This is a genomic window from Enterobacter sp. UPMP701 (genome assembly GCF_053709515.1).
In genome coordinates, this window is sequence record NZ_JBSKJN010000002.1 from 157,986 (window position 1) to 181,866 (window position 23,881).

Sequence of the window (23,881 nt, forward strand, 5' to 3'; positions counted from 1 at the left end):
AAAGCCCGGTGGCGCAGCGCCACCGGGCATGAAATCACTTATTTATTGTTATTGCGTATCTCATTCCAGATCTTATCGCAACGCTTCGCGACTTCCTGATCGTTACCGGTTTTACGCGCCTGGATACAGGCCTGGTAATCCATCACGCGTATATTCTCCTGTGTTGCAAACTGCTCATGCGCTTTCTCTTTCTTCAGCACATTCAGCACGCTCTGACAGGCTTCAATTTTCTCCGGCGATCCTTCCGCACTATTAATACAGGCGCTATACGCCTCCTTCAGACGGGAGTCCTCTTTTGGCGCCTGAGTTTGCGCGCACGCCACCAGCCCTGATGCCAACAGCGCGACGATTACGATTTTTTTCATCATGTGCACTCTCCATACCGGCGGGAGTTACTCCGCCGGTGCGTTCATCAGAAGATAGTGAATGGGGCGATAACCATGAATTTCACGTCACGTTCATCCTGGAAGATGTTGCCGTAACCGCCCGCGTAGCTCGGGATATCGGAGTGGTTGTCATACTGCGTGAAGTGCAGTTTGAACATCGTGCCTTTCGCACGGCCTTCCTGCAGGGTGTAGATAGCATCCAGACTGTAAGAGGACTCTTTCAGGCGATAGTTTGGATCGTAGTACGCATCCGGCGTAGCCATATCGGCAGGTTTTGCGTCCCAGGCGTAAGCGTAAGAAGCACCCACTGCCCAGCCTGGAAGATTCCAGTTTTTCAGGTCATACATTGCGCCGAAGAAGACCGCTTTTTCGCCGTCGGCGTTGAAGTCAGAGCGGTTATCCCACCAGATATCAAGACGGCCGTTGGACGAGGCATAGGTTGGGGTCATACGTTGCAGGAAGTAGCCCTGCTGCCCTTCCGCCTTCACCCACGTTCCTTCCAGGCGTAAATCAACCTGACCAACCTTGTAGCCGAAGGTCAACGCCTGCAGCCACGCGGTGCCGTTATAAATGTCATTTACACTACCATCGCTGACCTTATCGCGCGTACCGTAGAACTGGTAGCTGGTGCTCAGCGGGCTGCCGGCGATATCAAATTTGTAGCTGGCTTTCGCAAAATACTGATCGATATAGCCTTCTGCCTGACCAAATGCGGCCTCCAGTACCAGGTCGTTTTTAAAGTCGTACTTCGCGCCGAGCGAGTGGAGGTAATCGACTTTGGTTTTCTTATCGTTCTGGTAAAACTTGTCCATCTCAATGTGCCACGGCGCTTTGTACTCGTTGGTCCACATATAGGAGAAGCTCAACGCACCCGCATCGCCATAGTCAAAGTTAGCCCCCGCTTCCGCACCCTGATAGGTGCCCGGCATAAAACTCCAGTGCGGTGCTAACAGCGTCTGGCCGGTTGGCTGAATATAGCCCCCACGCGCCCAGACCGGGCCGTATTTAAATTTCGCTGCGGCCTTATAAAGACTGATACCGCTTTTATCCCCGGACCAGTCTTCATCGTAAGCTTTATTGCTGGAGGAGAACGCAATTTCGTTCGGGTGACCGCTATCGCCGTTTTCAGCCATTTCAATTGCGGTAAACGCGGCAATATCCAGACCGAACATATCGGCGGCATAGCCTGACTGGAAATCCAGGTTGGCGTTCCAGGTGGAATGAGAAAGGTTAGTTTTGTATTTATCTTCAGTGACGTCTTTACGGTCACGCTCACGCTGCCAGTAATAAATACCGCCCGTAAGGGTAGAATCTTCGATGAAACCTGCCGCTTTCGCCTCTGGCGCAACCACCAGGCCCGACATTGCTGTCACACCGGCGATAGCCAGCGCCAGCGCACTACGTTTGCCACTGAACGTACGCATAGATTATTCCTCTTTGACGAATTAAAACGCCTTAAACGGCGAAAAACAGAAAAGACCAAATGGTCAGGGGTAGTTATAAATACCCTCGAATTAACTACCGTCTTTAGGTTATTTTTCGCGACGCGAATTATCAATGCTTTTTAGTGGGCAAAAGTCAGGATTATGACGAAGTGCACATAATTGGTAGTGGTTTGTAACATTTAGCGCGAGGCGAGGTTTGACGGGGCAAGCCGTTAATTTCTGGAGGATAAAGCCGTTAAATTTCGCTAATTTCTACTTATTCCTTTCTGGTGAAAATATACAAACTTTTTTTTAGAAAAATAAGTAGCACCGCATTGACCTGAAATATCAGCCAGCCCTATTTTAGCTCCGCTATAACGATATGATCATACAATAAAAAAACGCCGCAATAAGCGGCGTTTGTTTCTCATTGACCAGAGCAGCAATATTATTCGCCGATCTTCGTCCAAGTATCACGCAGGCCTACGGTGCGGTTAAATACCGGTTTTTCAGCGGTGCTGTAACGGCTGTCCAGGCAGAAGTAACCTTCACGCTCGAACTGGAACGCTTTGCCCGCTTCAGCCGCTTTCAGCGATGGCTCCGCATAACCCTGTTTAATTACCAGCGATTCCGGGTTGATGGTTGCCAGGAAGTCTTCCGCTGCGCCCGGGTTAGGCACGCTGAACAGACGATCGTACAGACGAATTTCAACCGGCAGCGCGTGGGAAGCGCTCACCCAGTGGATAACGCCTTTCACCTTGCGGCCATCCGCCGGATCTTTGCTCAGCGTTTCAGCATCATAAGAACAGAAGATGGTGGTGATATTCCCTTCTGCATCTTTCTCTACGCGCTCGGCTTTGATGACGTAGGCATTACGCAGACGCACTTCTTTACCCAGCACCAGACGCTTGTACTGCTTGTTGGCTTCTTCGCGGAAGTCAGCGCGGTCGATCCAGATTTCACCGCTGAACGGCACATCACGGCTTCCCATTTCCGGTTTGTTCGGATGGTTAGGCATGGAGACCAGTTCGCTTTCGCACTGCGGGTAGTTTTCGATAACCAGCTTTACCGGATCGATAACGGCCATTGCGCGCGGGGCGTTTTCGTTGAGGTCTTCACGAATGCAGGATTCCAGAGACGCCATTTCAATGGTGTTGTCCTGCTTGGTCACGCCGATGCGTTTGCAGAACTCACGAATAGAGGCGGCAGTGTAACCACGACGGCGCAGGCCGGAGATGGTTGGCATGCGCGGGTCGTCCCAGCCTTCAACATGCTTGTCGGTCACCAGCAGATTCAGCTTACGCTTGGACATCACGGTGTATTCCAGATTCAGACGAGAGAACTCGTACTGGCGCGGATGCACAGGAATGGTGATGTTATCCAGCACCCAGTCATACAGACGACGGTTGTCCTGGAACTCCAGCGTACACAGCGAGTGCGTAATGCCTTCCAGCGCATCGCTGATGCAGTGGGTGAAGTCGTACATCGGGTAGATGCACCACTTGTTGCCGGTCTGGTGGTGTTCTGCGAATTTGATGCGGTACAGCACCGGATCGCGCATTACGATGAACGGCGATGCCATGTCGATTTTGGCACGCAGGCACGCTTTACCTTCTTCGAAGCCACCGGCACGCATTTTTTCAAACAGCGCCAGGTTCTCTTCCACGCTGCGATCGCGGAACGGGCTGTTTTTGCCAGGCGCAGTCAGCGTACCGCGGTATTCGCGGATCTCATCGGCAGACAGTTCGTCGACATACGCCAGACCTTTGTTGATCAGTTCAACCGCGTAGGCATACAGCTGATCAAAATAGTCAGAGGAGTAGCAGATATCGCCAGACCAGTTAAAGCCCAGCCATTGCACGTCGTTTTTGATGGACTCAACGTATTCGATGTCTTCTTTTACTGGGTTGGTGTCATCGAAACGCAGGTTGCACTGGCCCTGGTAGTCTTGCGCAATACCAAAGTTCAGGCAGATCGATTTCGCGTGACCAATGTGCAGGTAACCGTTCGGCTCCGGCGGGAAACGCGTATGGACTGTGGTGTGCTTACCACTGGCCAGATCTTCATCGATGATCTGACGAATAAAGTTACTCGGGCGGGCTTCTGCCTCACTCATCGTGGATTCCTCAAAGCGTAAACAACGTATAACGGCATATGATCTTATAAGCCGGACGTAGTGACAACCCTTAAAACGTCCCGGAAGAAAATAATGGGGGCAAATGGTGCAAAAAAAAGCGGCGGAGGATATCCCCCGCCGCTAAAGGCATGACTCTACTCAGGAGCGATTACTTGCCTTTAATCTCGTACAGTGGTGTCTGACCCGCAACCACCTGACCTTTCGCCTGGAGTACCAGACCGCTGAAGTCGTCGATGTTGCTGCACACGACCGGGCTAATCATCGAGCGCGCGTTGGCATTCAGGAAGTCCAGATCCATTTCCAGAATCGGCTGGCCTGCCACCACTTCTGCGCCCTCTTCCACCAGACGAGTAAAGCCCTGACCGTTCAGCGCAACGGTATCGATACCCATATGGACAACGATCTCCGCGCCTTTTTCCGTTTCCAGGCAGAACGCGTGGTTGGTGTTGAAGATTTTCACGATAGTACCGGCTGCCGGAGACACAACGGTTTTGTCCGTTGGTTTCACCGCCACGCCGTCACCGACCGCTTTGCTGGCGAACGCTTCGTCAGGCACCTGCTCAAGCGCAACCACGTCACCGGTGACAGGAGAAACCAGCGCAGCGATGGTCACCGCGTTTGGCACCGCCTGCGGTTTTGCAACAGGCGCTTCAGCCACTGGCGCGCCGTCCGTGGAGGCGGCAGCGACCGGTCCACGGGCGACCACTTTTTTCATTTCATCGCCGATAGATTCAGCTTTAGCACCCACGATAACCTGGATGGTTTGTTTGTTCAGTTTCACCACACCAGACGCGCCCAGGCGTTTGCACATTGCATCGCTCACGCGCGCAGAGTCGCCCACGGTGAGACGCAGACGGGTAATACAGGCATCGATCGCTTTCAGGTTGTCGGTACCGCCGACCGCGGCAATGTAGCTGGTCGCCAGCTGGGTTAAACCTTCTTCGGTATTGCTGTTGGCTTCACTGGTCACGACATCGTCTTTCGTATCTTCGCGGCCCGGCGTTTTCAGGTTAAACATACGAATAACCGCGCTGAACAGAACGAAGTAGATAACGAAGAAGACCAGACCCATTACCACCAGCATCCAGACGTTTTTGCTTGCCGCCGGCAGGTTGTACATCAACACGTAGTCGATCGCGCCTGCAGAGAAGGAGAAGCCAGCATGGATGCCCAGCAGGGTCGCCACAAACAGGCTGATACCGGTCAGAACCGCATGCATGAGGTACAGCACCGGCGCCAGGAACATGAACAGGAATTCCAGCGGCTCGGTTACACCGGTCAGGAACGCGGTAATCGCAACGGACAGCAGCATGCCGCCAACCATTGGGCGACGCGCTTTTGGCGCAGCCAGGTACATTGCCAGTGCAGCGCCTGGCAGACCAAACATCATGATTGGGAAGAAGCCAGACATGAACATACCGGCGGTGCCGTCACCCGCGTAGAAGCGGTTGATGTCGCCGTGGAATACGGTGCCCGCAGCATTGGTGAACTCACCAATCTGGAACCAGGCGATGGTGTTCAGCACCTGATGCAGACCGGTTGGGATCAGCAGACGGTTGATAAAACCAAAGATACCTGAGCCCACTGCACCCGCTGAAACAATCCACTCGCCGCCCGCATGGATAGCATGCTGCACCGGTGGCCACACGTAGCCAAAGATGGCTGCGAGGATCAGACAGAAAAAGCCTGTCGCAATCGGCACAAAACGTTTGCCGCCGAAGAAGCTCAGGAAGTCAGGCAGTTTGATACCCGCCCAGCGGTTGTATACGGCGCCACCGACCAGACCGGTAATGATACCTGCCAGTACACCCATGTTGATTTCAGGGTTGATGGTTACCATCGCTTTCGTCAGGATGAAGTAACCGACAGCCCCTGCCAGTGCCGCGGCACCAGCGCTGTCTTTTGACCAGCTTGACGCCACACCGATGGCGAAAATCAGGGCCAGGTTGTCAAAAATTGCGCCGCCTGCCTGGGCAATAAACGGCACGTTAAGAAGATCGGGTTGCCCGAATCGCAGCAGTAATGCCGCAACCGGTAGCACGGCGATAGGGAGCTGCAAAGCCCTACCGAGGCGCTGGAAAAAACCTAAAATATTCATCCTATTCCCCCTACGAGACCCTTTGTTAAGACTCGCGCATAAACTATGTTTTTATTGTGTCACGAACGATAGATACAGTTGATGATTCACTGGCAGTGTGAGTGTGTGAAAAATTAATTCGTATCGCAAATTAAACACCTATTTTTTGTGATTATTGTCACCAAATATCGTATTAAACCCTCCCTTTCTCTGGCTAACGACGAAAACTTATTTTATCATTCAAAAAATCAAGACGGATTGATCCGGCCTGAAAGGTTCCAGGTTACGCTTAGTTCAGGTTGCACTAATCATCCGCCCACTTTTACTTAAACTTTAGAGGTGAATAATGAGACTGATTCCCCTGGCAACAGCTGAACAAGTCGGAAAATGGGCTGCTCGTCATATCGTTAACCGCATCAACGCGTTCAAACCAACAGCCGATCGTCCTTTCGTTCTCGGTCTTCCAACCGGTGGCACGCCCCTGACCGCATATAAAGCTCTGGTTGAAATGCACAAAGCGGGCCAGGTTAGCTTCAAACACGTTGTGACCTTTAACATGGACGAATATGTCGGCCTGCCAAAAGAACATCCGGAAAGCTACCATAGCTTTATGCACCGCAACTTCTTTGATCACGTTGATATCCCAGCTGAAAATATTAACCTGCTGAATGGAAATGCGCCTGATATTGACGCAGAATGCCGTCAGTATGAAGAAAAAATCCGTTCTTACGGTAAAATCCACCTGTTCATGGGCGGCGTGGGCAACGATGGTCACATCGCGTTTAACGAACCAGCCTCTTCTCTGGCTTCCCGTACCCGTATTAAAACGCTGACCCATGACACCCGCGTGGCAAACTCCCGCTTCTTTGACGGTGACGTGAACCAGGTTCCAAAATACGCCCTGACCGTTGGCGTAGGCACCCTGCTGGATGCCGAAGAAGTGATGATTCTGGTGCTGGGCGCGGTGAAAGCGCAAGCGCTTCAGGCTGCCGTTGAAGGTAACGTGAACCATATGTGGACTATCAGCTGCTTACAGTTGCATCCAAAAGCCGTTGTCGTGTGTGACGAACCGTCCACCATGGAGCTGAAAGTGAAAACGCTGAAATACTTCAACGAGCTGGAAGCTGAGAACATCAAAGGTCTGTAATTGAATAACCGCCTCTTCATCAAGAGGCGGCCGCTTTTTTAACCGGGGGTCGTTATGTACGCTTTAACCCACGGTCGGATTTATACCGGCCATGATATTCTGGATGACCATGCGATTGTTATCGCCAATGGCCTGATTGAACGTGTTTGTCCGCTGGCAAAACTGCCGCCGGAGATTGAACAGCGCTCACTCAATGGAGCAACGATCTCCCCCGGTTTCATCGACGTACAGCTTAACGGCTGCGGCGGTGTGCAATTTAACGATACCGCAGAGGCGGTAACGGTTGAAACGCTGGAAATCATGCAGAAAGCCAACGAGAAATCGGGCTGCACCAGCTACCTGCCTACCCTCATCACCAGCAGTGATGACCTGATGAAGCAAGGTATCCGCGTGATGCGTGAATACCTGGCAAAACATCCGAATCAGGCGCTGGGCCTGCACCTGGAAGGACCGTGGCTGAACATAGTGAAGAAAGGGACACATAACCCGAACTACGTTCGCAAACCGGACGCCGAACTGGTCGACTACATGTGTGCCAACGCTGATGTCATCACCAAAGTCACGCTGGCGCCTGAAATGACCGGTACAGAGGTGATCAGCAAACTGGCCGCGGCCGGGATTGTCGTTTCAGCGGGTCACTCAAACGCCACGCTGAAAGAAGCCAAAGCGGGATTCCGTGCTGGCATTACCTTTGCGACCCACCTTTATAACGCTATGCCGTATATTACCGGCCGTGAGCCGGGTCTGGTCGGGGCGATTCTGGACGAGCCGGACGTTTATTGCGGCATTATCGCTGATGGCATGCACGTTGATTACACCAATATTCGCAACGCCAAGCGGCTGAAAGGTGACAAGCTTTGTCTGGTGACGGATGCCACCGCACCAGCAGGTGCAAATATTGAGCAGTTCATTTTTGCCGGTAAAACAATATACTACCGCAACGGACTGTGTGTGGATGAAAACGGTACGCTGAGTGGCTCCTCTTTGACCATGATTGAAGGGGTGCGTAACCTGGTTGAACATTGTGGGATTGCACTTGATGAAGTCCTGCGTATGGCCACCCTTTATCCTGCTCGCGCGATGGGCGTGGATAAACAGCTTGGCGGAATTGCACCAGGTATGGTTGCAAACCTGACGGCATTCACACACGATTATAAAATTATTAAGACCATCGTTAATGGTAACGAGGTCGTCACTGAGTAAGTAAAAGTATGACACCAGGCGGACAAGCTCAAATCGGTAATGTCGATCTCGTTAAACAACTTAACAGTGCGGCGGTATATCGTCTGATTGACCAACACGGTCCAATCTCGCGGATCCAGATAGCCGAACAAAGCCAGCTTGCTCCCGCCAGCGTGACAAAAATTACCCGCCAGCTCATTGAGCGCGGTTTGATCAAAGAAGTCGATCAGCAGGCCTCCACCGGGGGCCGCCGCGCCATCTCCATTATTACCGAAACCCGTAATTTTCAGGCAATTGGCGTCCGGCTTGGTCGTCATGACACCACGCTCACGCTTTACGATCTGAGCAGCAAAGCCATTGCGGAAGAGCACTACCCGCTGCCCGAGCGCACCCAGGAGACGCTGGAACACGCCCTGCTGAATACCATCGCGCACTTTATTGAAAGCTGTCAGCGTAAAATTCGCGAACTCATCGCCATCTCGGTGATCCTGCCGGGCCTGGTCGACCCGGAAAGCGGTGTTATTCGTTACATGCCGCATATTCAGGTTGAGAACTGGGCGCTGGTCGACGCGCTGGAGAAACGCTTTAAGGTGACCTGTTTTGTCGGCCACGATATTCGATCTTTAGCGCTGGCTGAGCACTACTTTGGTGCGAGCCAGGACTGCGAAGACTCTATTCTGGTGCGCGTACACCGCGGCACGGGCGCAGGTATTATCTCCAATGGCCGTATTTTTATTGGTCGCAACGGCAACGTCGGCGAGATTGGCCACATTCAGGTTGAACCGCTCGGCGAGCGCTGCCACTGCGGCAACTTCGGCTGCCTTGAAACCATCGCCGCCAACACGGCCATTGAACAGCGCGTTCGCCATCTGCTTGAACAGGGTTACCAAAGTCGCGTCACGCAGGACGACTGCATGATAGGCACCATCTGCAAAGCCGCTAATAAAGGCGACGCGCTGGCCTGTGAAGTGATCGAGCAGGTTGGACGCCATCTGGGGAAAACCATCGCCATCGCCATCAACCTGTTTAACCCACAAAAAGTGGTGATCGCCGGAGAAATTGTGGAAGCAGAAAAGGTGCTGCTCCCCGCGATTGAAGGCTGTATTAACACCCAGGCGCTGAAAGCATTCCGCCAGAATCTTCCGGTGGTTCGTTCAAAGCTTGACCATCGCTCGGCGATTGGCGCGTTTGCGCTGGTTAAGCGCGCCATGCTCAACGGGATCCTGCTCCAGCATTTGCTGGAAAGTTGATCGGACCTTATAGTAACGCCTTCTTTTTTTGATGTCGGACTGTCCATGACCATTAAGAATGTAATTTGTGATATCGACGGCGTGCTGATGCACGACAATGTTGCCGTGCCGGGTGCTGCGGAATTTCTTCACCGCATCATCGACAAAGGAATGCCTCTGGTTCTTCTCACGAACTACCCTTCTCAGACCGGTCAGGATCTGGCGAACCGCTTTGCCACGGCAGGTGTGGACGTCCCGGACAGCGTGTTTTATACCTCCGCGATGGCAACGGCGGATTTTCTGAAGCGTCAGGAAGGAAAAAAAGCTTATGTTGTCGGTGAAGGCGCGCTGATCCACGAACTGTATAAAGCAGGCTTTACTATTACCGATGTGAACCCGGACTTTGTCATCGTCGGTGAAACGCGCTCCTTTAACTGGGAGATGATGCATAAAGCAGCCTACTTTGTCGCCAGCGGCGCGCGCTTTATCGCCACCAACCCGGATACGCACGGTCGTGGTTTTTATCCGGCCTGCGGCGCGCTGTGCGCCGGTATCGAGAAAATCTCCGGGCGTCAGCCGTTTGTGGTCGGGAAACCAAGCCCGTGGATCATCCGTGCCGCGCTGAACAAAATGCAGGCCCACTCCGAAGAAACCGTGATTGTCGGCGATAACCTGCGTACTGATATTCTGGCCGGTTTCCAGGCGGGTCTGGAAACTATCTTAGTGCTTTCCGGCGTCTCGCAGATTGATGACATTGACTCAATGCCCTTCAGGCCAAGCTGGATTTACCCCTCCGTCGACGAAATCGACATTATCTGATACCGAACCACGCCTCAGTGCGTGGTTTTTCATTTTCGGCTCATACAAATAAAACTCCATCTAACAAAAAGCGCCTTTCATTGAATAATCATCAATAAAAGCATTAATGACGTACTCTTTTTTCACTATTCCGCAATCACTATTGCACTATTTCCTTTTGAGCCCGTAAAACCCTTGCGCCCTTTTCCCCTTTGCGGCATTTTCATAAGCAAGCAACATCACAATGCAACAGGGTTAACGGAGAAGGTTATGTGTTCAATTTTTGGCGTACTGGATATTAAAACTGACGCGGGCGAACTGCGTAAAAAGGCTCTCGAACTGTCCCGCCTGATGCGCCATCGCGGCCCGGACTGGTCAGGCGTTTACGCCAGCGATAAAGCGATTCTGGCTCACGAACGTCTGTCTATTGTTGACGTTAACGCCGGTGCACAGCCGCTGTATAACGAGAAAAAAACGCACGCGCTGGCTGTAAACGGTGAAATCTATAACCATCAGGCGCTGCGCGCTGAATATGGCGACCGTTACGCCTTCCAGACCGGTTCTGACTGCGAGGTGATCCTGGCGCTGTATCAGGAGAAAGGTCCGGAGTTTCTCGACGATCTGCAGGGCATGTTTGCCTTCGCCCTGTACGACAGCGAAAAAGACGCTTACCTGATTGGCCGTGACCATATCGGCATTATCCCGCTGTACATGGGCCACGATGAGCACGGCAACTTCTATGTTGCCTCTGAAATGAAAGCCCTGGTTCCGGTCTGCCGTACCATTAAAGAGTTCCCGGCGGGCAGCTACCTGTGGAGTAAAGACGGTGAAATCCGTTCGTACTATCAGCGCGACTGGTTCGATTATGACGCGGTTAAAGACAACGTGACGGATAAAGCCGAGCTGCGTCAGGCGCTGGAAGATTCCGTGAAAAGCCACCTGATGTCAGACGTCCCGTACGGCGTACTGCTCTCCGGCGGCCTGGACTCCTCCGTGATCTCCGCGATCACCAAGAAATTCGCGGCCCGCCGCGTGGAAGATCAGGAGCGCTCCGAAGCCTGGTGGCCGCAGCTGCACTCCTTCGCCGTGGGGCTGGAAGGGGCACCGGATCTGAAAGCCGCGCAGGAAGTGGCGAACCACCTCGGCACCGTGCACCATGAAATTCACTTCACCGTGCAGGAAGGCCTGGATGCGATCCGCGATGTGATCTATCACATTGAGACCTATGACGTGACCACCATTCGTGCCTCCACGCCGATGTACCTGATGTCGCGTAAGATCAAAGCGATGGGCATCAAGATGGTGCTCTCCGGTGAAGGCTCTGATGAAGTGTTTGGCGGCTACCTGTACTTCCACAAAGCGCCAAACGCCAAAGAGCTGCACGAAGAGACCGTGCGTAAGCTGCAGGCGCTGCACATGTTTGACTGCGCACGTGCTAACAAAGCGATGTCTGCCTGGGGCGTGGAAGCGCGCGTGCCGTTCCTGGATAAGAAATTCCTCGACGTGGCGATGCGCATCAACCCGCAGGACAAGATGTGCGGCAACGGCAAAATGGAAAAACATATCCTGCGTGAATGTTTTGAATCTTACCTGCCGGCGAGCGTGGCGTGGCGTCAGAAAGAGCAGTTCTCCGATGGTGTAGGCTACAGCTGGATTGACACCCTGAAAGAGGTGGCGGCAAAACAGGTTTCTGACCAGCAACTGGAAACTGCGAGCTTCCGCTTCCCGTACAACACCCCGGGCTCGAAAGAAGCGTACCTGTACCGTGAGATCTTTGAGGAACTGTTCCCGGTGCCGAGCGCAGCCGAATGTGTCCCTGGCGGTCCGTCAGTGGCTTGTTCCTCCGCGAAAGCCATTGAATGGGATGAATCTTTCAAGGCGATGAACGATCCATCAGGACGCGCGGTTGGCGTTCACCAGTCCGCCTACAAATAATCACTACGATTTCAAACAGGCCCCCAGGGCCTGTTTTTTTTGCCTCACATTTCACCACCGAAAAACGATTAATAACCAATAATTGCCGAATATTCGGCCACGCTGTTCGCAACCTAACCAAACAGTCACATTCCAGCTATTTTCGTTGAAAAAGGTGTTGACGCTGCAAGGGTCTATACGCATAATGCGCCCCGCAACGCCGATAAGGTAACGCGAAAAAAGATGGCTACGTAGCTCAGTTGGTTAGAGCACATCACTCATAATGATGGGGTCACAGGTTCGAATCCCGTCGTAGCCACCATCTTTTTTGCGGGAGTGGCGAAATTGGTAGACGCACCAGATTTAGGTTCTGGCGCCGCAAGGTGTGCGAGTTCAAGTCTCGCCTCCCGCACCATTCCCGGGTAAGCGTTGCACGGATGGGGTATCGCCAAGCGGTAAGGCACCGGTTTTTGATACCGGCATTCCCTGGTTCGAATCCAGGTACCCCAGCCATATTTCTTCGATTTTGCGGTTCTCCGCGGTATTGGGGTATCGCCAAGCGGTAAGGCACCGGTTTTTGATACCGGCATTCCCTGGTTCGAATCCAGGTACCCCAGCCATCGAAGATTGCAGTACTGGCTACGTAGCTCAGTTGGTTAGAGCACATCACTCATAATGATGGGGTCACAGGTTCGAATCCCGTCGTAGCCACCAAATTAAGATTATCGATTTGTTTCGGTAATTAAAAAATTGTTGGGGTATCGCCAAGCGGTAAGGCACCGGATTCTGATTCCGGCATTCCGAGGTTCGAATCCTCGTACCCCAGCCAATTTAAAAAGTCGTTAAGCACTCTGTTTAACGCAATTGGGGTGTCGCCAAGCGGTAAGGCTCTGGTTTCTGATACCAGCATTCCGGGGTTCGAATCCCTGCACCCCAGCCACTTAAAACAAATAAGCCCGCTCTGCGGGCTTTTTTGTTTTTGTTGTTCGTGCGGTCTGGGGCCCTCACCCTGGCCCTCTCCCACGGGGAGAGGGAAAAAGGATTAGAGTCCGAGGGCATATTTCAGGGCCTGACGTTTCAAACCACCGGCACGTTCCGCTGCCATCAATCCAATGTTACGCAGTATGCGTACCGGTGCCAGATCATTGCTGAACCCGGCATAGAACAGATCCATCCCCGACTGCATGATGAAGTTATCCGCCATACGCCGCGTCTGGTAGCGCTTCAGCACCTGATGGCTGGCCCAGGCTTCCGCATGGCTGCGCGCGTGGCTCAATACATCCAGTAAGGCGTCGACGTCACGATATCCAAGATTCACGCCCTGCCCTGCAAGCGGGTGTATGGTGTGCGCCGCATCCCCCACCAGCGCTAAACCTTCGCGGGCATAGTGCAGAGCGTGACGGCGCGTGAGCGGGAATGCCCCTGCCGCGACCGGCGTCACCTTGCCAAGGCGGCTCGGGAAGTGAAGCAGGATCTCGCGCTGCAACTGCTCCATACTCAGCCCCTGCAGCTGGCGAACCCGCGCCGGTTTGTCATACCACACCAGCGACGCCCAGTTATCGAAGAGTGGTAAAAACGCATGCGGGCCATTCGGGGTAAAGTGCTGCCAGGTGCTGTCGCCCGGCGCATTGTCGCACTGGACGGTGATTAGCATGCAGGACTGCTGGTACTGCCAGGCATGAACGCCAATACCTGCCATCTGTCTGACCTGCGAATTAGCGCCATCCGCCCCCACTACCAGCTTCACGGCCAGCTCATCGCCACTGTCCAGCGTCAGAAGACAGCCGTCGTCATGGCGATGCAGTTCCTTAAGCGATGCAGGCACACGCAGCGTCACCTTCGGGTGCGCCTCCAGCGCCTGCCAGAGCGCCAGCTGAAGCACGTTGTTTTCTACCATATAGCCCAGGCGCGGCAGCTTCAGCTCAGCGGCATCAAACGCGACGTGGGCATTTTCCCACTCCCAGGTTTCAAGACGGCTGTAAGGATGGGCGCGCATCGCCAGCACCGATTCCCAGACGCCCAGCCCGCGCAGCAGATCGACGGACGCCGCGCTAATGGCGGAAATGCGCACGTCCGGTTTGCTGGCGGGATCGAACGTCGGCGGTGCCGACTGCTCAATTACCGTTACCTCAAATCCCTGCTTCGCCAGCCCCAGCGCCAGCGCGCCGCCGACCATACCGCCGCCGACAACGGCAACTTCGGTGTGTAGGAGTGTCATGGTCAATTTTCCTTATTGGAGAATCCCTTAAGTTTACCGGATTTTTATGGTCCTGAGACACACAACCTTCATACTGGTCACAACCCCACCAAAGCATTACAATACGCGGCTTGCAATCCTGAGCTGAGCAAGTCGATGACTAAAAAACTCCATATAAAAACCTGGGGCTGTCAGATGAACGAATACGATTCATCCAAGATGGCCGATCTGCTGGATACCACCCACGGATACCAGCTGACTGAAAATGCGAAAGAAGCCGATGTGCTGCTGCTGAACACCTGTTCAATTCGTGAAAAAGCACAGGAAAAAGTCTTTCATGTGTTAGGCCGCTGGAAGCTTCTTAAGCGAAAAAATCCGGACCTGATCATCGGCGTGGGCGGCTGCGTCGCGTCGCAGGAAGGTAAGCTGATCCGCCAGAGAGCCCCGTATGTGGATATCGTCTTTGGCCCTCAGACCCTGCATCGCCTGCCGGAGATGATCAATCAGGTTCGCGGCAACCGTAGCCCGGTCGTTGACGTCAGTTTCCCGGAGATCGAGAAATTTGACCGTCTGCCAGAGCCGCGCGCCGATGGCCCGACCGCCTTCGTCTCGATCATGGAAGGCTGCAACAAATACTGTACCTACTGCGTGGTGCCTTACACCCGCGGTGAAGAGGTCAGCCGCCCGGCGGACGACATTCTGTTTGAAATCGCGCAGCTTGCCGCACAGGGCGTTCGCGAAGTGAACCTGCTCGGCCAGAACGTGAACGCGTGGCGCGGCGAGAACTACGACGGCACCACCGGCAGCTTCGCCGAACTGCTGCGCCTGGTGGCCGCAATTGACGGCATCGACCGCATTCGTTTCACCACCAGCCATCCGATGGAGTTTACCGACGACATCATTGACGTGTACCGTGATACGCCAGAGCTGGTGAGCTTCCTGCACCTGCCGATCCAGTGCGGCTCTGACCGCGTGCTGAACCTCATGGGTCGCCCGCATACGGTGCTGGAGTACAAATCCACCATTCGTAAGCTGCGTGAAGCGCGCCCGGATATTCAAATCAGTTCCGACTTCATCGTCGGCTTCCCTGGCGAAACCGCTGATGACTTCGAGCGCACCATGAAGCTCATCGGTGAAGTGAACTTTGACGTCAGCTACAGCTTCATCTTCTCAGCGCGTCCTGGCACGCCTGCGGCCGACATGGTTGACGATGTGCCGGAAGAGGAGAAAAAGCAGCGTCTGTATATTCTGCAGGAGCGTATCAACCAGCAGGCCAATGCCTGGAGCCGCCGTATGCTCGGCACCGTTCAGCGCATTCTGGTGGAAGGCACCTCCCGTAAGAGCGTCATGGAACTGTCTGGCCGAACCGAAAATAACCGCGTGGTGAACTTCGAAGGCACCCCGGACATGATCGGTAAATTTGTGGACGTCGAGATTGTTGAAGTGCTCACTAACTCGCTGCGCGGGAAGGTGGTACGCACCGAGGACGAAATGGGCCTGCGCATTGCAGAGACGCCTGAGTCCGTAATCTCTCGCACCCGCAAAGTCAACGACTCTGGCGTGGGCATTTACCAGCCGTGATCCTTCAGGCCTGCCTGCCCGGCAGGCCTTGTATTTCCTCTCATCGTCCCCAATATCATCCGCAACGCTTGCGCCTTTATTCTGTGGCGTGAATAATTTCGGTAATGACCGTTTTATTACGCCGTGTGGCGGCGAGTCAGTTAACTACTCAAAGAGGAACAGTTTGAACATAGATACGCGTGAAATTAGCCTAACGCCCGCAGACAACGCTCGCCTGCTGAGCCTGTGCGGGCCGTTTGATGACAACATCAAACAACTTGAGCGACGTCTGGGTATCGAAATCAATCGTCGCGATAACCATTTCAAACTCACCGGACGCCCTATCTGCGTCAACGCGGCGGCAGATATTCTGCGCAGCCTGTATGTTGATACCGCCCCGATGCGCGGTGAAATTCAGGATATTGAGCCGGAACAGATCCACCTCGCCATTAAAGAGGCGCGCGTGCTTGAGCAGAGCGCGGAAAGCGTGCCTGACTACGGTAAGGCAATCAATATCAAGACCAAGCGTGGCGTCATCAAGCCGCGTACGCCAAACCAGGCGCAGTACATCGCCAACATTCTTGACCATGACATTACCTTCGGCGTAGGCCCGGCGGGTACGGGTAAAACCTATCTCGCGGTTGCCGCTGCGGTGGATGCACTGGAGCGTCAGGAGATCCGTCGTATCCTGCTGACCCGCCCTGCCGTTGAAGCGGGTGAAAAGCTGGGCTTCCTGCCCGGCGATCTGAGCCAGAAGGTCGACCCGTATCTGCGTCCGCTATACGACGCGCTGTTCGAGATGCTCGGCTTTGAGAAAGTGGAGAAGCTGATCGAACGTAACGTGATAGAAGTTGCACCACTGGCCTACATGCGCGGCCGTACGCTCAACGACGCATTCATCATTCTTGATGAAAGCCAGAACACCACCATCGAACAGATGAAAATGTTCCTGACGCGTATCGGCTTCAACTCGAAAGCGGTTATCACCGGTGACGTCACCCAGATCGACCTGCCGCGCAGCACCAAATCTGGCCTGCGTCACGCCATTGAGGTGCTGGCTGAGGTCGATGAAATCAGCTTTAACTTCTTCCACAGTGAAGACGTGGTACGCCACCCGGTGGTCGCGCGCATCGTTAACGCCTATGAAGCCTGGGAAGAGGCGGATCAAAAACGCAGGGCCGAACAGGCCGCGGAACGTAAGCGCGAAGCGCAGGAGCAAGAACAGAAATGAGTCAGGTGATCCTCGATTTACAGCTGGCCTGTGAAGACAATTCCGGCATGCCAGAAGAGGCACAGTTTCAGAAATGGCTGGATGCAGTAATCCCCCAGTTTCAGGAAGAATCAGAAGTTACGATTCGCCTGGTGGATGAAGCAGAAAGCCATGAGCTTAACCTGACCTACCGTGGGAAAGATAAGCCAACCAACGTGCTCTCTTTCCCGTTCGAAGCGCCGCCGGGCATTGAGATGCCGCTACTGGGCGATCTGATCATCTGCCGTCAGGTGGTTGAGCAGGAAGCCAAAGAGCAGCAAAAGCCGCTTGAGGCCCACTGGGCGCATATGGTGGTACACGGCAGCCTGCACCTGCTGGGCTACGATCACATTGAAGATGACGAAGCGGAAGAGATGGAGTCCCTCGAGACAGAGATAATGCTTGCTCTGGGCTATGAGGATCCGTACATTGCCGAGAAAGAATAGTCAGTTACTGACTACCATGCTGCCGCGCAGGGACATAGCGCGGCGGTTAACGTTGAACTAACAAGAGAACCCTTAACAAACGCCATGAGCGACGACAATTCACACAGTAGCGACACGACAACCAGTAAAAAGGGATTTTTCTCCCTCATTCTGAACCAGCTTTTCCACGGCGAACCGAAAAACCGTGATGAACTGCTGGAGCTGATTCGTGATTCCGGGCAGAACGACCTTATCGACGAAGATACGCGCGAAATGCTCGAAGGGGTGATGGACATCGCCGACCAGCGCGTCCGCGATATCATGATCCCCCGCTCGCAGATGATTACCCTGAAACGTAACCAGACCCTGGACGAGTGCCTCGATGTGATCATCGAATCCGCCCACTCGCGTTTCCCGGTCATCAGCGAAGATAAAGATCACATCGAAGGGATTTTGATGGCCAAAGATCTGCTGCCGTTTATGCGCAGCGATGCCGAAGCCTTCAGCATGGAAAAAGTGTTACGCCAGGCCGTGGTTGTGCCGGAAAGTAAACGTGTGGATCGGATGCTGAAAGAGTTTCGCTCTCAGCGTTACCACATGGCGATTGTTATTGATGAATTCGGCGGCGTCTCAGGTCTGGTCACGATCGAAGATATTCTTGAACTGATCGTGGGCGAAATCGAAGACGAGTACGACGAAGAAGAAGATATCGACTTCCGTCAGCTCAGCCGCCACACCTGGACCGTGCGCGCGCTGGCCTCGATTGAAGACTTTAACGACGCGTTTGGGACCCACTTCAGCGATGAAGAGGTCGATACCATTGGCGGGCTGGTGATGCAGGCCTTTGGTCATCTTCCGGCGCGCGGCGAGACCGTTGACATTGACGGTTACCAGTTCAAAGTCGCCATGGCCGACAGCCGACGTATTATTCAGGTTCACGTCAGAACGCCGGACGACTCACCGGTGCCAAAACTGGAAGATTAATGTAAATGGCATTTGCCTCATTACTTGAACGCCAGCGCGTCCGTTTGCTGCTGGCGCTGTTGCTCGGAGCCAGCGGTACGCTGGCTTTTTCTCCTTACGATATCTGGCCTGCCGCCATTCTCTCCCTGATGGGGCTTCAGGGGTTAACCCTGAATCGTCGTCCGGTACAGGCCGCTGCCATCGGTTACTTCTGGGGGCTGGGGCTGTTTGGCTCTGGCATCAACTGGGTCTACGTCAGTATCGCGCAGTTCGGCGGCATGCCGGGGCCGGTGAACGTCTTCCTGGTCGTCCTGCTCGCCGCCTATCTCTCGCTCTATACCGGTCTGTTTGCCGGCATTCTCTCGCGCCTGTGGCCAAAAACCACCTGGCTGCGTGTTGCCATTGCCGCGCCGGTTGTCTGGCAGATTACCGAGTTTCTGCGCGGCTGGGTCCTGACCGGCTTCCCGTGGCTGCAGTTCGGCTACAGCCAGATTGACGGCCCGCAGAAAGGACTGGCGCCGGTCATGGGCGTAGAAGCCATTAACTTCCTGCTGATGGTCGTGAGCGGTCTGCTGGTGCTGGCGCTGGTCACGCGCGGCTGGAAGCCGCTGGTAGTGGCGCTGGTACTGTTCGCCCTGCCCTTCCCGCTGCGTTATATCCAGTGGTTTACGCCTGAGCCCGAGCGCGCTATGCAGGTCTCCATGGTGCAGGGGAATATCCCGCAGTCGATGAAGTGGGACGAGAAAGAGCTGCTGAATACGCTGAAGATCTACGCCAACGCCACCGAAGAGGTGATGGGTAAATCGCAGCTGATTATCTGGCCGGAGTCTGCCATTCCCGATCTGGAGATCAACCAGCAGCCGTTCCTCAACATGATGAACGACCTGCTGGTGGCGCGCGGCAGCACCCTGATTACCGGCATTGTTGACGCGCGTCTGAATCAGCAAAACCGCTACGACACCTACAACACCATTATTACGCTCGGTAAAGACAGCGAATACAGCTATCAATCCACCGACCGGTACAACAAGAACCACCTGGTACCGTTCGGTGAATTTGTGCCGCTGGAGTCGATTCTGCGCCCGCTGGCCCCGTTCTTTGACCTGCCGATGTCCTCCTTCAGCCGCGGCCCGTACGTTCAGCCCCAGCTGCATGCGCACGGCCTGGCCCTGACGGCCGCCATCTGCTACGAAATCATCCTCGGCGAGCAGGTGCGGGATAACTTCCGTCCGGATACCGACTATCTGCTGACCATCTCAAACGATGCGTGGTTTGGTAAATCTATCGGCCCGTGGCAGCACTTCCAGATGGCGCGCATGCGTTCCCTGGAGCTGGCGCGTCCGCTGCTGCGCAGCACCAACAACGGCATCACCGCCGTGATTGGTCCGCAGGGCGAAATCCAGTCCATGATCCCGCAGTTCACACGCGAGGTGCTGACCACCAACGTCACGCCAACAACGGGGCTGACGCCGTACGCGCGCACCGGCAACTGGCCGCTGTGGATTTTGACCGCGCTGTTCGGCTTTGGCGCCGTGCTGATGAGCCTGCGTCAGCGTCGTAAATAACCCCTCACCCTGGCCCTCTCCCCCAAGGGGAGAGGGAACAGTCCATGCACCGTTTCACTATCCAGCTCCGCCTTTTCCCCTCTCCCTTCCAGGGAGAGGGCTAGGGTGAGGGTCAATTCTGGCACGCCTATTGCTTTGTTTATTCACGCAAACGCAGTTTGGCTTAACGTGCAACCTTGTCGCACCAGCGTAGATCATCAGTAGCACCGAAACGGTGCAACGGGAGATTATTGCCTCTGAATGGTGCGGCGCGCTTCGCAAAAATAAACAATAACGCAGCAAAATCTTTACATTAAGCCAGACTAAATGTTAACAAGCTTGCATAACACTGCACTCGCATCGCGCGAGATATAACAACATCACAATGGGTATCAATGCGTCACTGGCGCTGATAAGAAAGGAGTTGGGTATGCAATTACGTAAACTGGCCACAGCAATGCTGGTTATGGGAATGTCCGCAGGCGTGGTTCACGCTGAAGACGCTCCGGCAGCAGGCAGCACTCTCGACAAGATTGCCAAAAACGGCGTAATCGTGGTCGGTCACCGTGAATCTTCTGTCCCGTTCTCTTACTACGACAACACGCAAAAAGTCGTGGGCTATTCACAGGATTACTCCAACGCCATCGTTGAAGCTGTGAAGAAAAAGCTGAACAAACCTGACCTGCAGGTGAAGCTGATCCCAATCACTTCACAGAACCGTATTCCACTGCTGCAAAACGGCACCTTTGATTTCGAGTGTGGCTCCACCACCAACAACCTCGAGCGGCAGAAACAGGCTGCCTTCTCTGACACCATCTTTGTCGTAGGCACCCGTCTGCTGACGAAGAAAGGCGGTGAGATCAAAGATTTTGCTGACCTGAAAGGCAAAGCGGTCGTTGTGACTTCCGGTACCACTTCAGAAGTGCTGCTGCATAAGCTGAACGACGAGAAGAAAATGGACATGCGCATCATCAGCGCGAAAGACCATGGCGACTCCTTCCGCACCCTGGAAAGTGGTCGTGCGGTGGCGTTTATGATGGATGACGCCCTGCTGGCAGGCGAACGTGCGAAGGCGAAGAAACCAGATAACTGGGATATCGTCGGCACCGCGCAGTCCAAAGAAGCTTACGGCTGTATGCTGCGTAAAGACGATCCGCAGTTCAAAAAGCTGATCGATGACACCATCGCCCAGGTGCAGACCTCCGGTGAAGCGGAAAAATGGTTCGACAAGTGGTTCAAGAACCCGATTCCACCAAAAAATCTCAATATGAACTTTGAACTGTCTGACGACATGAAAGCGCTGTTCAAATCTCCAAATGACAAGGCTCTTAACTAATTAGAACAACAGGGGCGGGATCTCCTGCCCTCTCGATTGTCGGGAAGCATGGACAGACTATACGCCGAGAGGTCGTTCCCCACTCAGCGCGAAAAATGAGCTTCTCACCAATCTTCGAGGGTAGCGCTGCTACCCTTTTTTTTCTGGAGTTTATTATGTCAATAGACTGGAACTGGGGCATATTCCTGCAACAAGCCCCGTTCGGCAACACCACCTATCTTGGCTGGCTGTGGAGCGGCTTCCAGGTCACCGTGGCATTATCGATAACGGCGTGGATCATCGCGTTTCTTGTCGGTTCTTTGTTCGGTATTCTGCGCACCGTCCCTAACCGTTTTCTTTCAACAATTGGCACCCTGTATGTGGAACTGTTCCGTAACGTTCCGCTGATCGTGCAATTCTTTACCTGGTATCTGGTCATCCCGGAACTGCTGCCGGAAAATATTGGCATGTGGTTCAAGTCGGAACTGGATCCGAACGTACAGTTCTTTGTCTCCTCCATGATGTGTCTGGGGCTGTTTACCGCTGCGCGCGTTTGCGAGCAGGTGCGTGCCGCCATTCAGTCATTGCCGCGCGGACAAAAAAACGCCGGCCTGGCAATGGGCCTGACCCTGCCCCAAACCTATCGCTACGTGCTGCTGCCTAACGCCTACCGCGTTATCGTTCCACCGATGACCTCCGAGATGATGAACCTGGTGAAAAACTCGGCCATCGCCTCAACTATCGGCCTGGTGGATATGGCCGCGCAGGCGGGCAAGCTGCTGGATTACTCCGCTCACGCGTGGGAATCCTTCACTGCGATCACGCTCGCGTATGTTCTGATTAACGCTTTCATCATGCTGGTGATGAACCTGGTTGAACGCAAAATCCGCCTGCCGGGTAATCTGGGGGGCAAATAATGTACGAATTTGACTGGAGTTCTATCGTCCCATCCATGCCTTACCTGCTCGATGGCCTGGTAATCACCTTAAAGATCACCGCGATCGCTATCATCGTAGGTATCGTCTGGGGCACCCTGCTGGCGGTAATGCGCCTGTCGAGCTTTAAGCCGTTCGCCTGGTTTGCGACTGCCTACGTTAACGTCTTCCGCTCCATCCCGCTGGTGATGGTGCTGCTATGGTTTTACCTCATTGTTCCTGGCTTCTTACAGAACGTGCTGGGACTGTCACCAAAAACCGATATCCGCCTGATCTCCGCCATGGTGGCGTTCTCGATGTTTGAGGCCGCTTACTACTCCGAGATTATCCGCGCGGGTATCCAGAGTATCTCCCGTGGGCAATCCAGCGCCGCGCTGGCGCTGGGCATGACGCACTGGCAGTCTATGCAGCTGATTATTCTGCCGCAGGCGTTTCGCGCCATGGTTCCGCTCCTGCTGACCCAGGGCATCGTGCTGTTCCAGGATACCTCTCTGGTTTATGTTCTGAGCCTGGCGGACTTCTTCCGTACCGCGTCGACCATCGGTGAGCGTGACGGTACGCAGGTTGAGATGGTGCTCTTCGCGGGCGCGGTCTATTTTGTGATTAGTTTAAGCGCGTCGCTGTTGGTCAGTTGGCTGAAGAAAAGGACGGTATAATGATTTCCCTGAAAAATGTTTCTAAATGGTATGGGCACTTTCAGGTGCTGACCGACTGCTCCACCGAAGTGAAAAAAGGTGACGTGGTGGTGGTGTGCGGGCCGTCCGGTTCCGGTAAGTCCACGCTGATCAAAACGGTTAATGGTCTGGAACCTGTGCAGCAGGGCGAAATTGTTGTTAACGGCACGAAAGTGAACGACAAGAAAACCAATCTCGCCCAGCTTCGCTCTCACGTTGGCATGGTGTTCCAGCATTTTGAGCTGTTCCCTCACCTCTCTATTATCGAGAACCTGACGCTGGCGCAGGTAAAAGTACTTAAGCGTGATAAGAAAGCGGCGCGCGAGAAAGGGCTTAAGCTCCTGGAACGCGTGGGGCTCTCTGCGCATGCCGATAAGTTCCCGGCGCAGCTTTCCGGCGGCCAGCAGCAGCGTGTGGCGATCGCCCGCGCGCTGTGCATGGACCCGGTGGCAATGCTGTTCGACGAACCGACCTCGGCACTCGATCCCGAGATGATCAACGAAGTGCTGGACGTCATGGTCGAACTGGCCCACGAAGGGATGACCATGATGGTGGTGACGCACGAAATGGGCTTCGCCCGTAAAGTGGCTAACCGTGTGATCTTCATGGACGAAGGCAAGATCGTTGAAGACTCACCGAAAGAAGAGTTCTTCGCTAACCCGAAATCCGAACGCGCTAAAGATTTCCTCGCTAAAATCCTGCACTAATCTTCTCAGTGCGCAATC

At 54.2% G+C, this 23,881-nt stretch carries 19 protein-coding genes and 7 tRNA genes; 21 read left to right on the plus strand and 5 right to left on the minus strand.

The features are described from left to right. Positions 1 to 38 precede the first annotated feature (38 nt). The 4 genes from chiQ to nagE all read right to left on the minus strand — a co-directional run bounded on the left by chiQ (position 39) and on the right by nagE (position 6,045). On the minus strand, positions 39 to 365 hold the full coding sequence (gene chiQ / locus ACWKXT_RS06265; RefSeq protein ID WP_333016539.1) for a ChiQ/YbfN family lipoprotein: 327 nt from the start codon (positions 363 to 365) through the stop codon (positions 39 to 41). 47 nt (positions 366 to 412) lie between these two features. Next, complete coding sequence (chiP, locus tag ACWKXT_RS06270) at positions 413 to 1,810, minus strand: chitoporin ChiP (RefSeq protein WP_454531973.1); 1,398 nt, start codon at positions 1,808 to 1,810, stop codon at positions 413 to 415. 448 nt (positions 1,811 to 2,258) lie between these two features. Next, positions 2,259 to 3,926: a glutamine--tRNA ligase gene (glnS, locus tag ACWKXT_RS06275; RefSeq protein WP_454531974.1), complete on the minus strand. Its 1,668-nt coding sequence runs from the start codon at positions 3,924 to 3,926 to the stop codon at positions 2,259 to 2,261. Positions 3,927 to 4,095: 169 nt separating this feature from the next. Then, positions 4,096 to 6,045: a PTS N-acetyl glucosamine transporter subunit IIABC gene (nagE, locus tag ACWKXT_RS06280; protein ID WP_454528769.1), complete on the minus strand. Its 1,950-nt coding sequence runs from the start codon at positions 6,043 to 6,045 to the stop codon at positions 4,096 to 4,098. Between the two features lie 325 nt (positions 6,046 to 6,370). On the opposite strand from nagE, the gene nagB reads away from it, so the two are divergent. The 12 genes from nagB (at position 6,371) to ACWKXT_RS06340 (ending at position 13,234) form a co-directional block, all read left to right on the plus strand. Beyond that, complete coding sequence (nagB, locus tag ACWKXT_RS06285) at positions 6,371 to 7,171, plus strand: glucosamine-6-phosphate deaminase (RefSeq protein ID WP_003858663.1); 801 nt, start codon at positions 6,371 to 6,373, stop codon at positions 7,169 to 7,171. Between the two features lie 54 nt (positions 7,172 to 7,225). Next, positions 7,226 to 8,374, plus strand: a complete 1,149-nt coding sequence (nagA, locus tag ACWKXT_RS06290) for an N-acetylglucosamine-6-phosphate deacetylase (protein WP_454531975.1) — start codon at positions 7,226 to 7,228, stop codon at positions 8,372 to 8,374. 8 nt (positions 8,375 to 8,382) lie between these two features. After that, a complete protein-coding gene (gene nagC, locus ACWKXT_RS06295) occupies positions 8,383 to 9,603 on the plus strand; it encodes a DNA-binding transcriptional regulator NagC (protein ID WP_454531976.1) in 1,221 nt (406 codons plus the stop codon). Between the two features lie 45 nt (positions 9,604 to 9,648). Beyond that, positions 9,649 to 10,401 (plus strand): ribonucleotide monophosphatase NagD, encoded by a 753-nt coding sequence (nagD, locus tag ACWKXT_RS06300; RefSeq protein ID WP_116343890.1) that lies wholly within the window; start codon positions 9,649 to 9,651, stop codon positions 10,399 to 10,401. 249 nt (positions 10,402 to 10,650) lie between these two features. Then, the gene (gene asnB, locus ACWKXT_RS06305; protein WP_126345035.1) at positions 10,651 to 12,315 is read left to right on the plus strand and encodes an asparagine synthase B; all 1,665 of its coding nucleotides are present in this window, start codon (positions 10,651 to 10,653) and stop codon (positions 12,313 to 12,315) included. Between the two features lie 224 nt (positions 12,316 to 12,539). After that, positions 12,540 to 12,616: transfer RNA gene (locus ACWKXT_RS06310), tRNA-Met, on the plus strand. 8 nt (positions 12,617 to 12,624) lie between these two features. After that, positions 12,625 to 12,709, plus strand: a tRNA-Leu gene (locus tag ACWKXT_RS06315). A gap of 23 nt (positions 12,710 to 12,732) precedes the next feature. After that, a tRNA-Gln gene (locus ACWKXT_RS06320) sits at positions 12,733 to 12,807 on the plus strand. 32 nt (positions 12,808 to 12,839) lie between these two features. Continuing rightward, positions 12,840 to 12,914: transfer RNA gene (locus tag ACWKXT_RS06325), tRNA-Gln, on the plus strand. Between the two features lie 17 nt (positions 12,915 to 12,931). Beyond that, positions 12,932 to 13,008, plus strand: a tRNA-Met gene (locus tag ACWKXT_RS06330). 40 nt (positions 13,009 to 13,048) lie between these two features. Continuing rightward, positions 13,049 to 13,123: transfer RNA gene (locus ACWKXT_RS06335), tRNA-Gln, on the plus strand. Between the two features lie 36 nt (positions 13,124 to 13,159). After that, positions 13,160 to 13,234: transfer RNA gene (locus ACWKXT_RS06340), tRNA-Gln, on the plus strand. A gap of 102 nt (positions 13,235 to 13,336) precedes the next feature. On the opposite strand, the gene ubiF is transcribed toward ACWKXT_RS06340, so the two are convergent. Next, positions 13,337 to 14,512 carry a 3-demethoxyubiquinol 3-hydroxylase gene (gene ubiF / locus ACWKXT_RS06345; RefSeq protein WP_454531977.1) on the minus strand — a complete coding sequence of 392 codons (1,176 nt, stop codon included), beginning with the start codon at positions 14,510 to 14,512 and terminating at the stop codon, positions 13,337 to 13,339. 135 nt (positions 14,513 to 14,647) lie between these two features. On the opposite strand from ubiF, the gene miaB reads away from it, so the two are divergent. From miaB to ACWKXT_RS06390, 9 genes are all read left to right on the plus strand, one after another. Then, the gene (gene miaB / locus ACWKXT_RS06350; protein ID WP_454531978.1) at positions 14,648 to 16,072 is read left to right on the plus strand and encodes a tRNA (N6-isopentenyl adenosine(37)-C2)-methylthiotransferase MiaB; all 1,425 of its coding nucleotides are present in this window, start codon (positions 14,648 to 14,650) and stop codon (positions 16,070 to 16,072) included. 163 nt (positions 16,073 to 16,235) lie between these two features. Further along, positions 16,236 to 17,282, plus strand: a complete 1,047-nt coding sequence (locus ACWKXT_RS06355) for a PhoH family protein (RefSeq protein ID WP_454528764.1) — start codon at positions 16,236 to 16,238, stop codon at positions 17,280 to 17,282. Further along, on the plus strand, positions 17,279 to 17,746 hold the full coding sequence (gene ybeY, locus ACWKXT_RS06360) for an rRNA maturation RNase YbeY (protein ID WP_003858677.1): 468 nt from the start codon (positions 17,279 to 17,281) through the stop codon (positions 17,744 to 17,746). The genes ACWKXT_RS06355 and ybeY overlap by 4 nt, the downstream gene beginning before the upstream one ends. 84 nt (positions 17,747 to 17,830) lie before the next feature. Continuing rightward, positions 17,831 to 18,709, plus strand: a complete 879-nt coding sequence (gene corC / locus ACWKXT_RS06365; RefSeq protein WP_021242574.1) for a CNNM family magnesium/cobalt transport protein CorC — start codon at positions 17,831 to 17,833, stop codon at positions 18,707 to 18,709. Positions 18,710 to 18,714: 5 nt separating this feature from the next. Next, a complete protein-coding gene (lnt, locus tag ACWKXT_RS06370) occupies positions 18,715 to 20,253 on the plus strand; it encodes an apolipoprotein N-acyltransferase (protein ID WP_454531979.1) in 1,539 nt (512 codons plus the stop codon). A 409-nt stretch (positions 20,254 to 20,662) separates the two neighbouring features. Next, positions 20,663 to 21,568, plus strand: coding sequence for an amino acid ABC transporter substrate-binding protein (locus tag ACWKXT_RS06375; RefSeq protein ID WP_008501049.1), 906 nt, complete (start codon positions 20,663 to 20,665; stop codon positions 21,566 to 21,568). Positions 21,569 to 21,723: 155 nt separating this feature from the next. Further along, complete coding sequence (locus tag ACWKXT_RS06380; protein WP_302230952.1) at positions 21,724 to 22,464, plus strand: amino acid ABC transporter permease; 741 nt, start codon at positions 21,724 to 21,726, stop codon at positions 22,462 to 22,464. Beyond that, the gene (gene gltK / locus ACWKXT_RS06385; protein ID WP_454528762.1) at positions 22,464 to 23,138 is read left to right on the plus strand and encodes a glutamate/aspartate ABC transporter permease GltK; all 675 of its coding nucleotides are present in this window, start codon (positions 22,464 to 22,466) and stop codon (positions 23,136 to 23,138) included. Before ACWKXT_RS06380 ends, gltK begins: the two co-directional genes overlap by 1 nt. Then, the gene (locus tag ACWKXT_RS06390; RefSeq protein ID WP_047347097.1) at positions 23,138 to 23,863 is read left to right on the plus strand and encodes an amino acid ABC transporter ATP-binding protein; all 726 of its coding nucleotides are present in this window, start codon (positions 23,138 to 23,140) and stop codon (positions 23,861 to 23,863) included. The genes gltK and ACWKXT_RS06390 overlap by 1 nt, the downstream gene beginning before the upstream one ends. Positions 23,864 to 23,881: the final 18 nt, after the last annotated feature.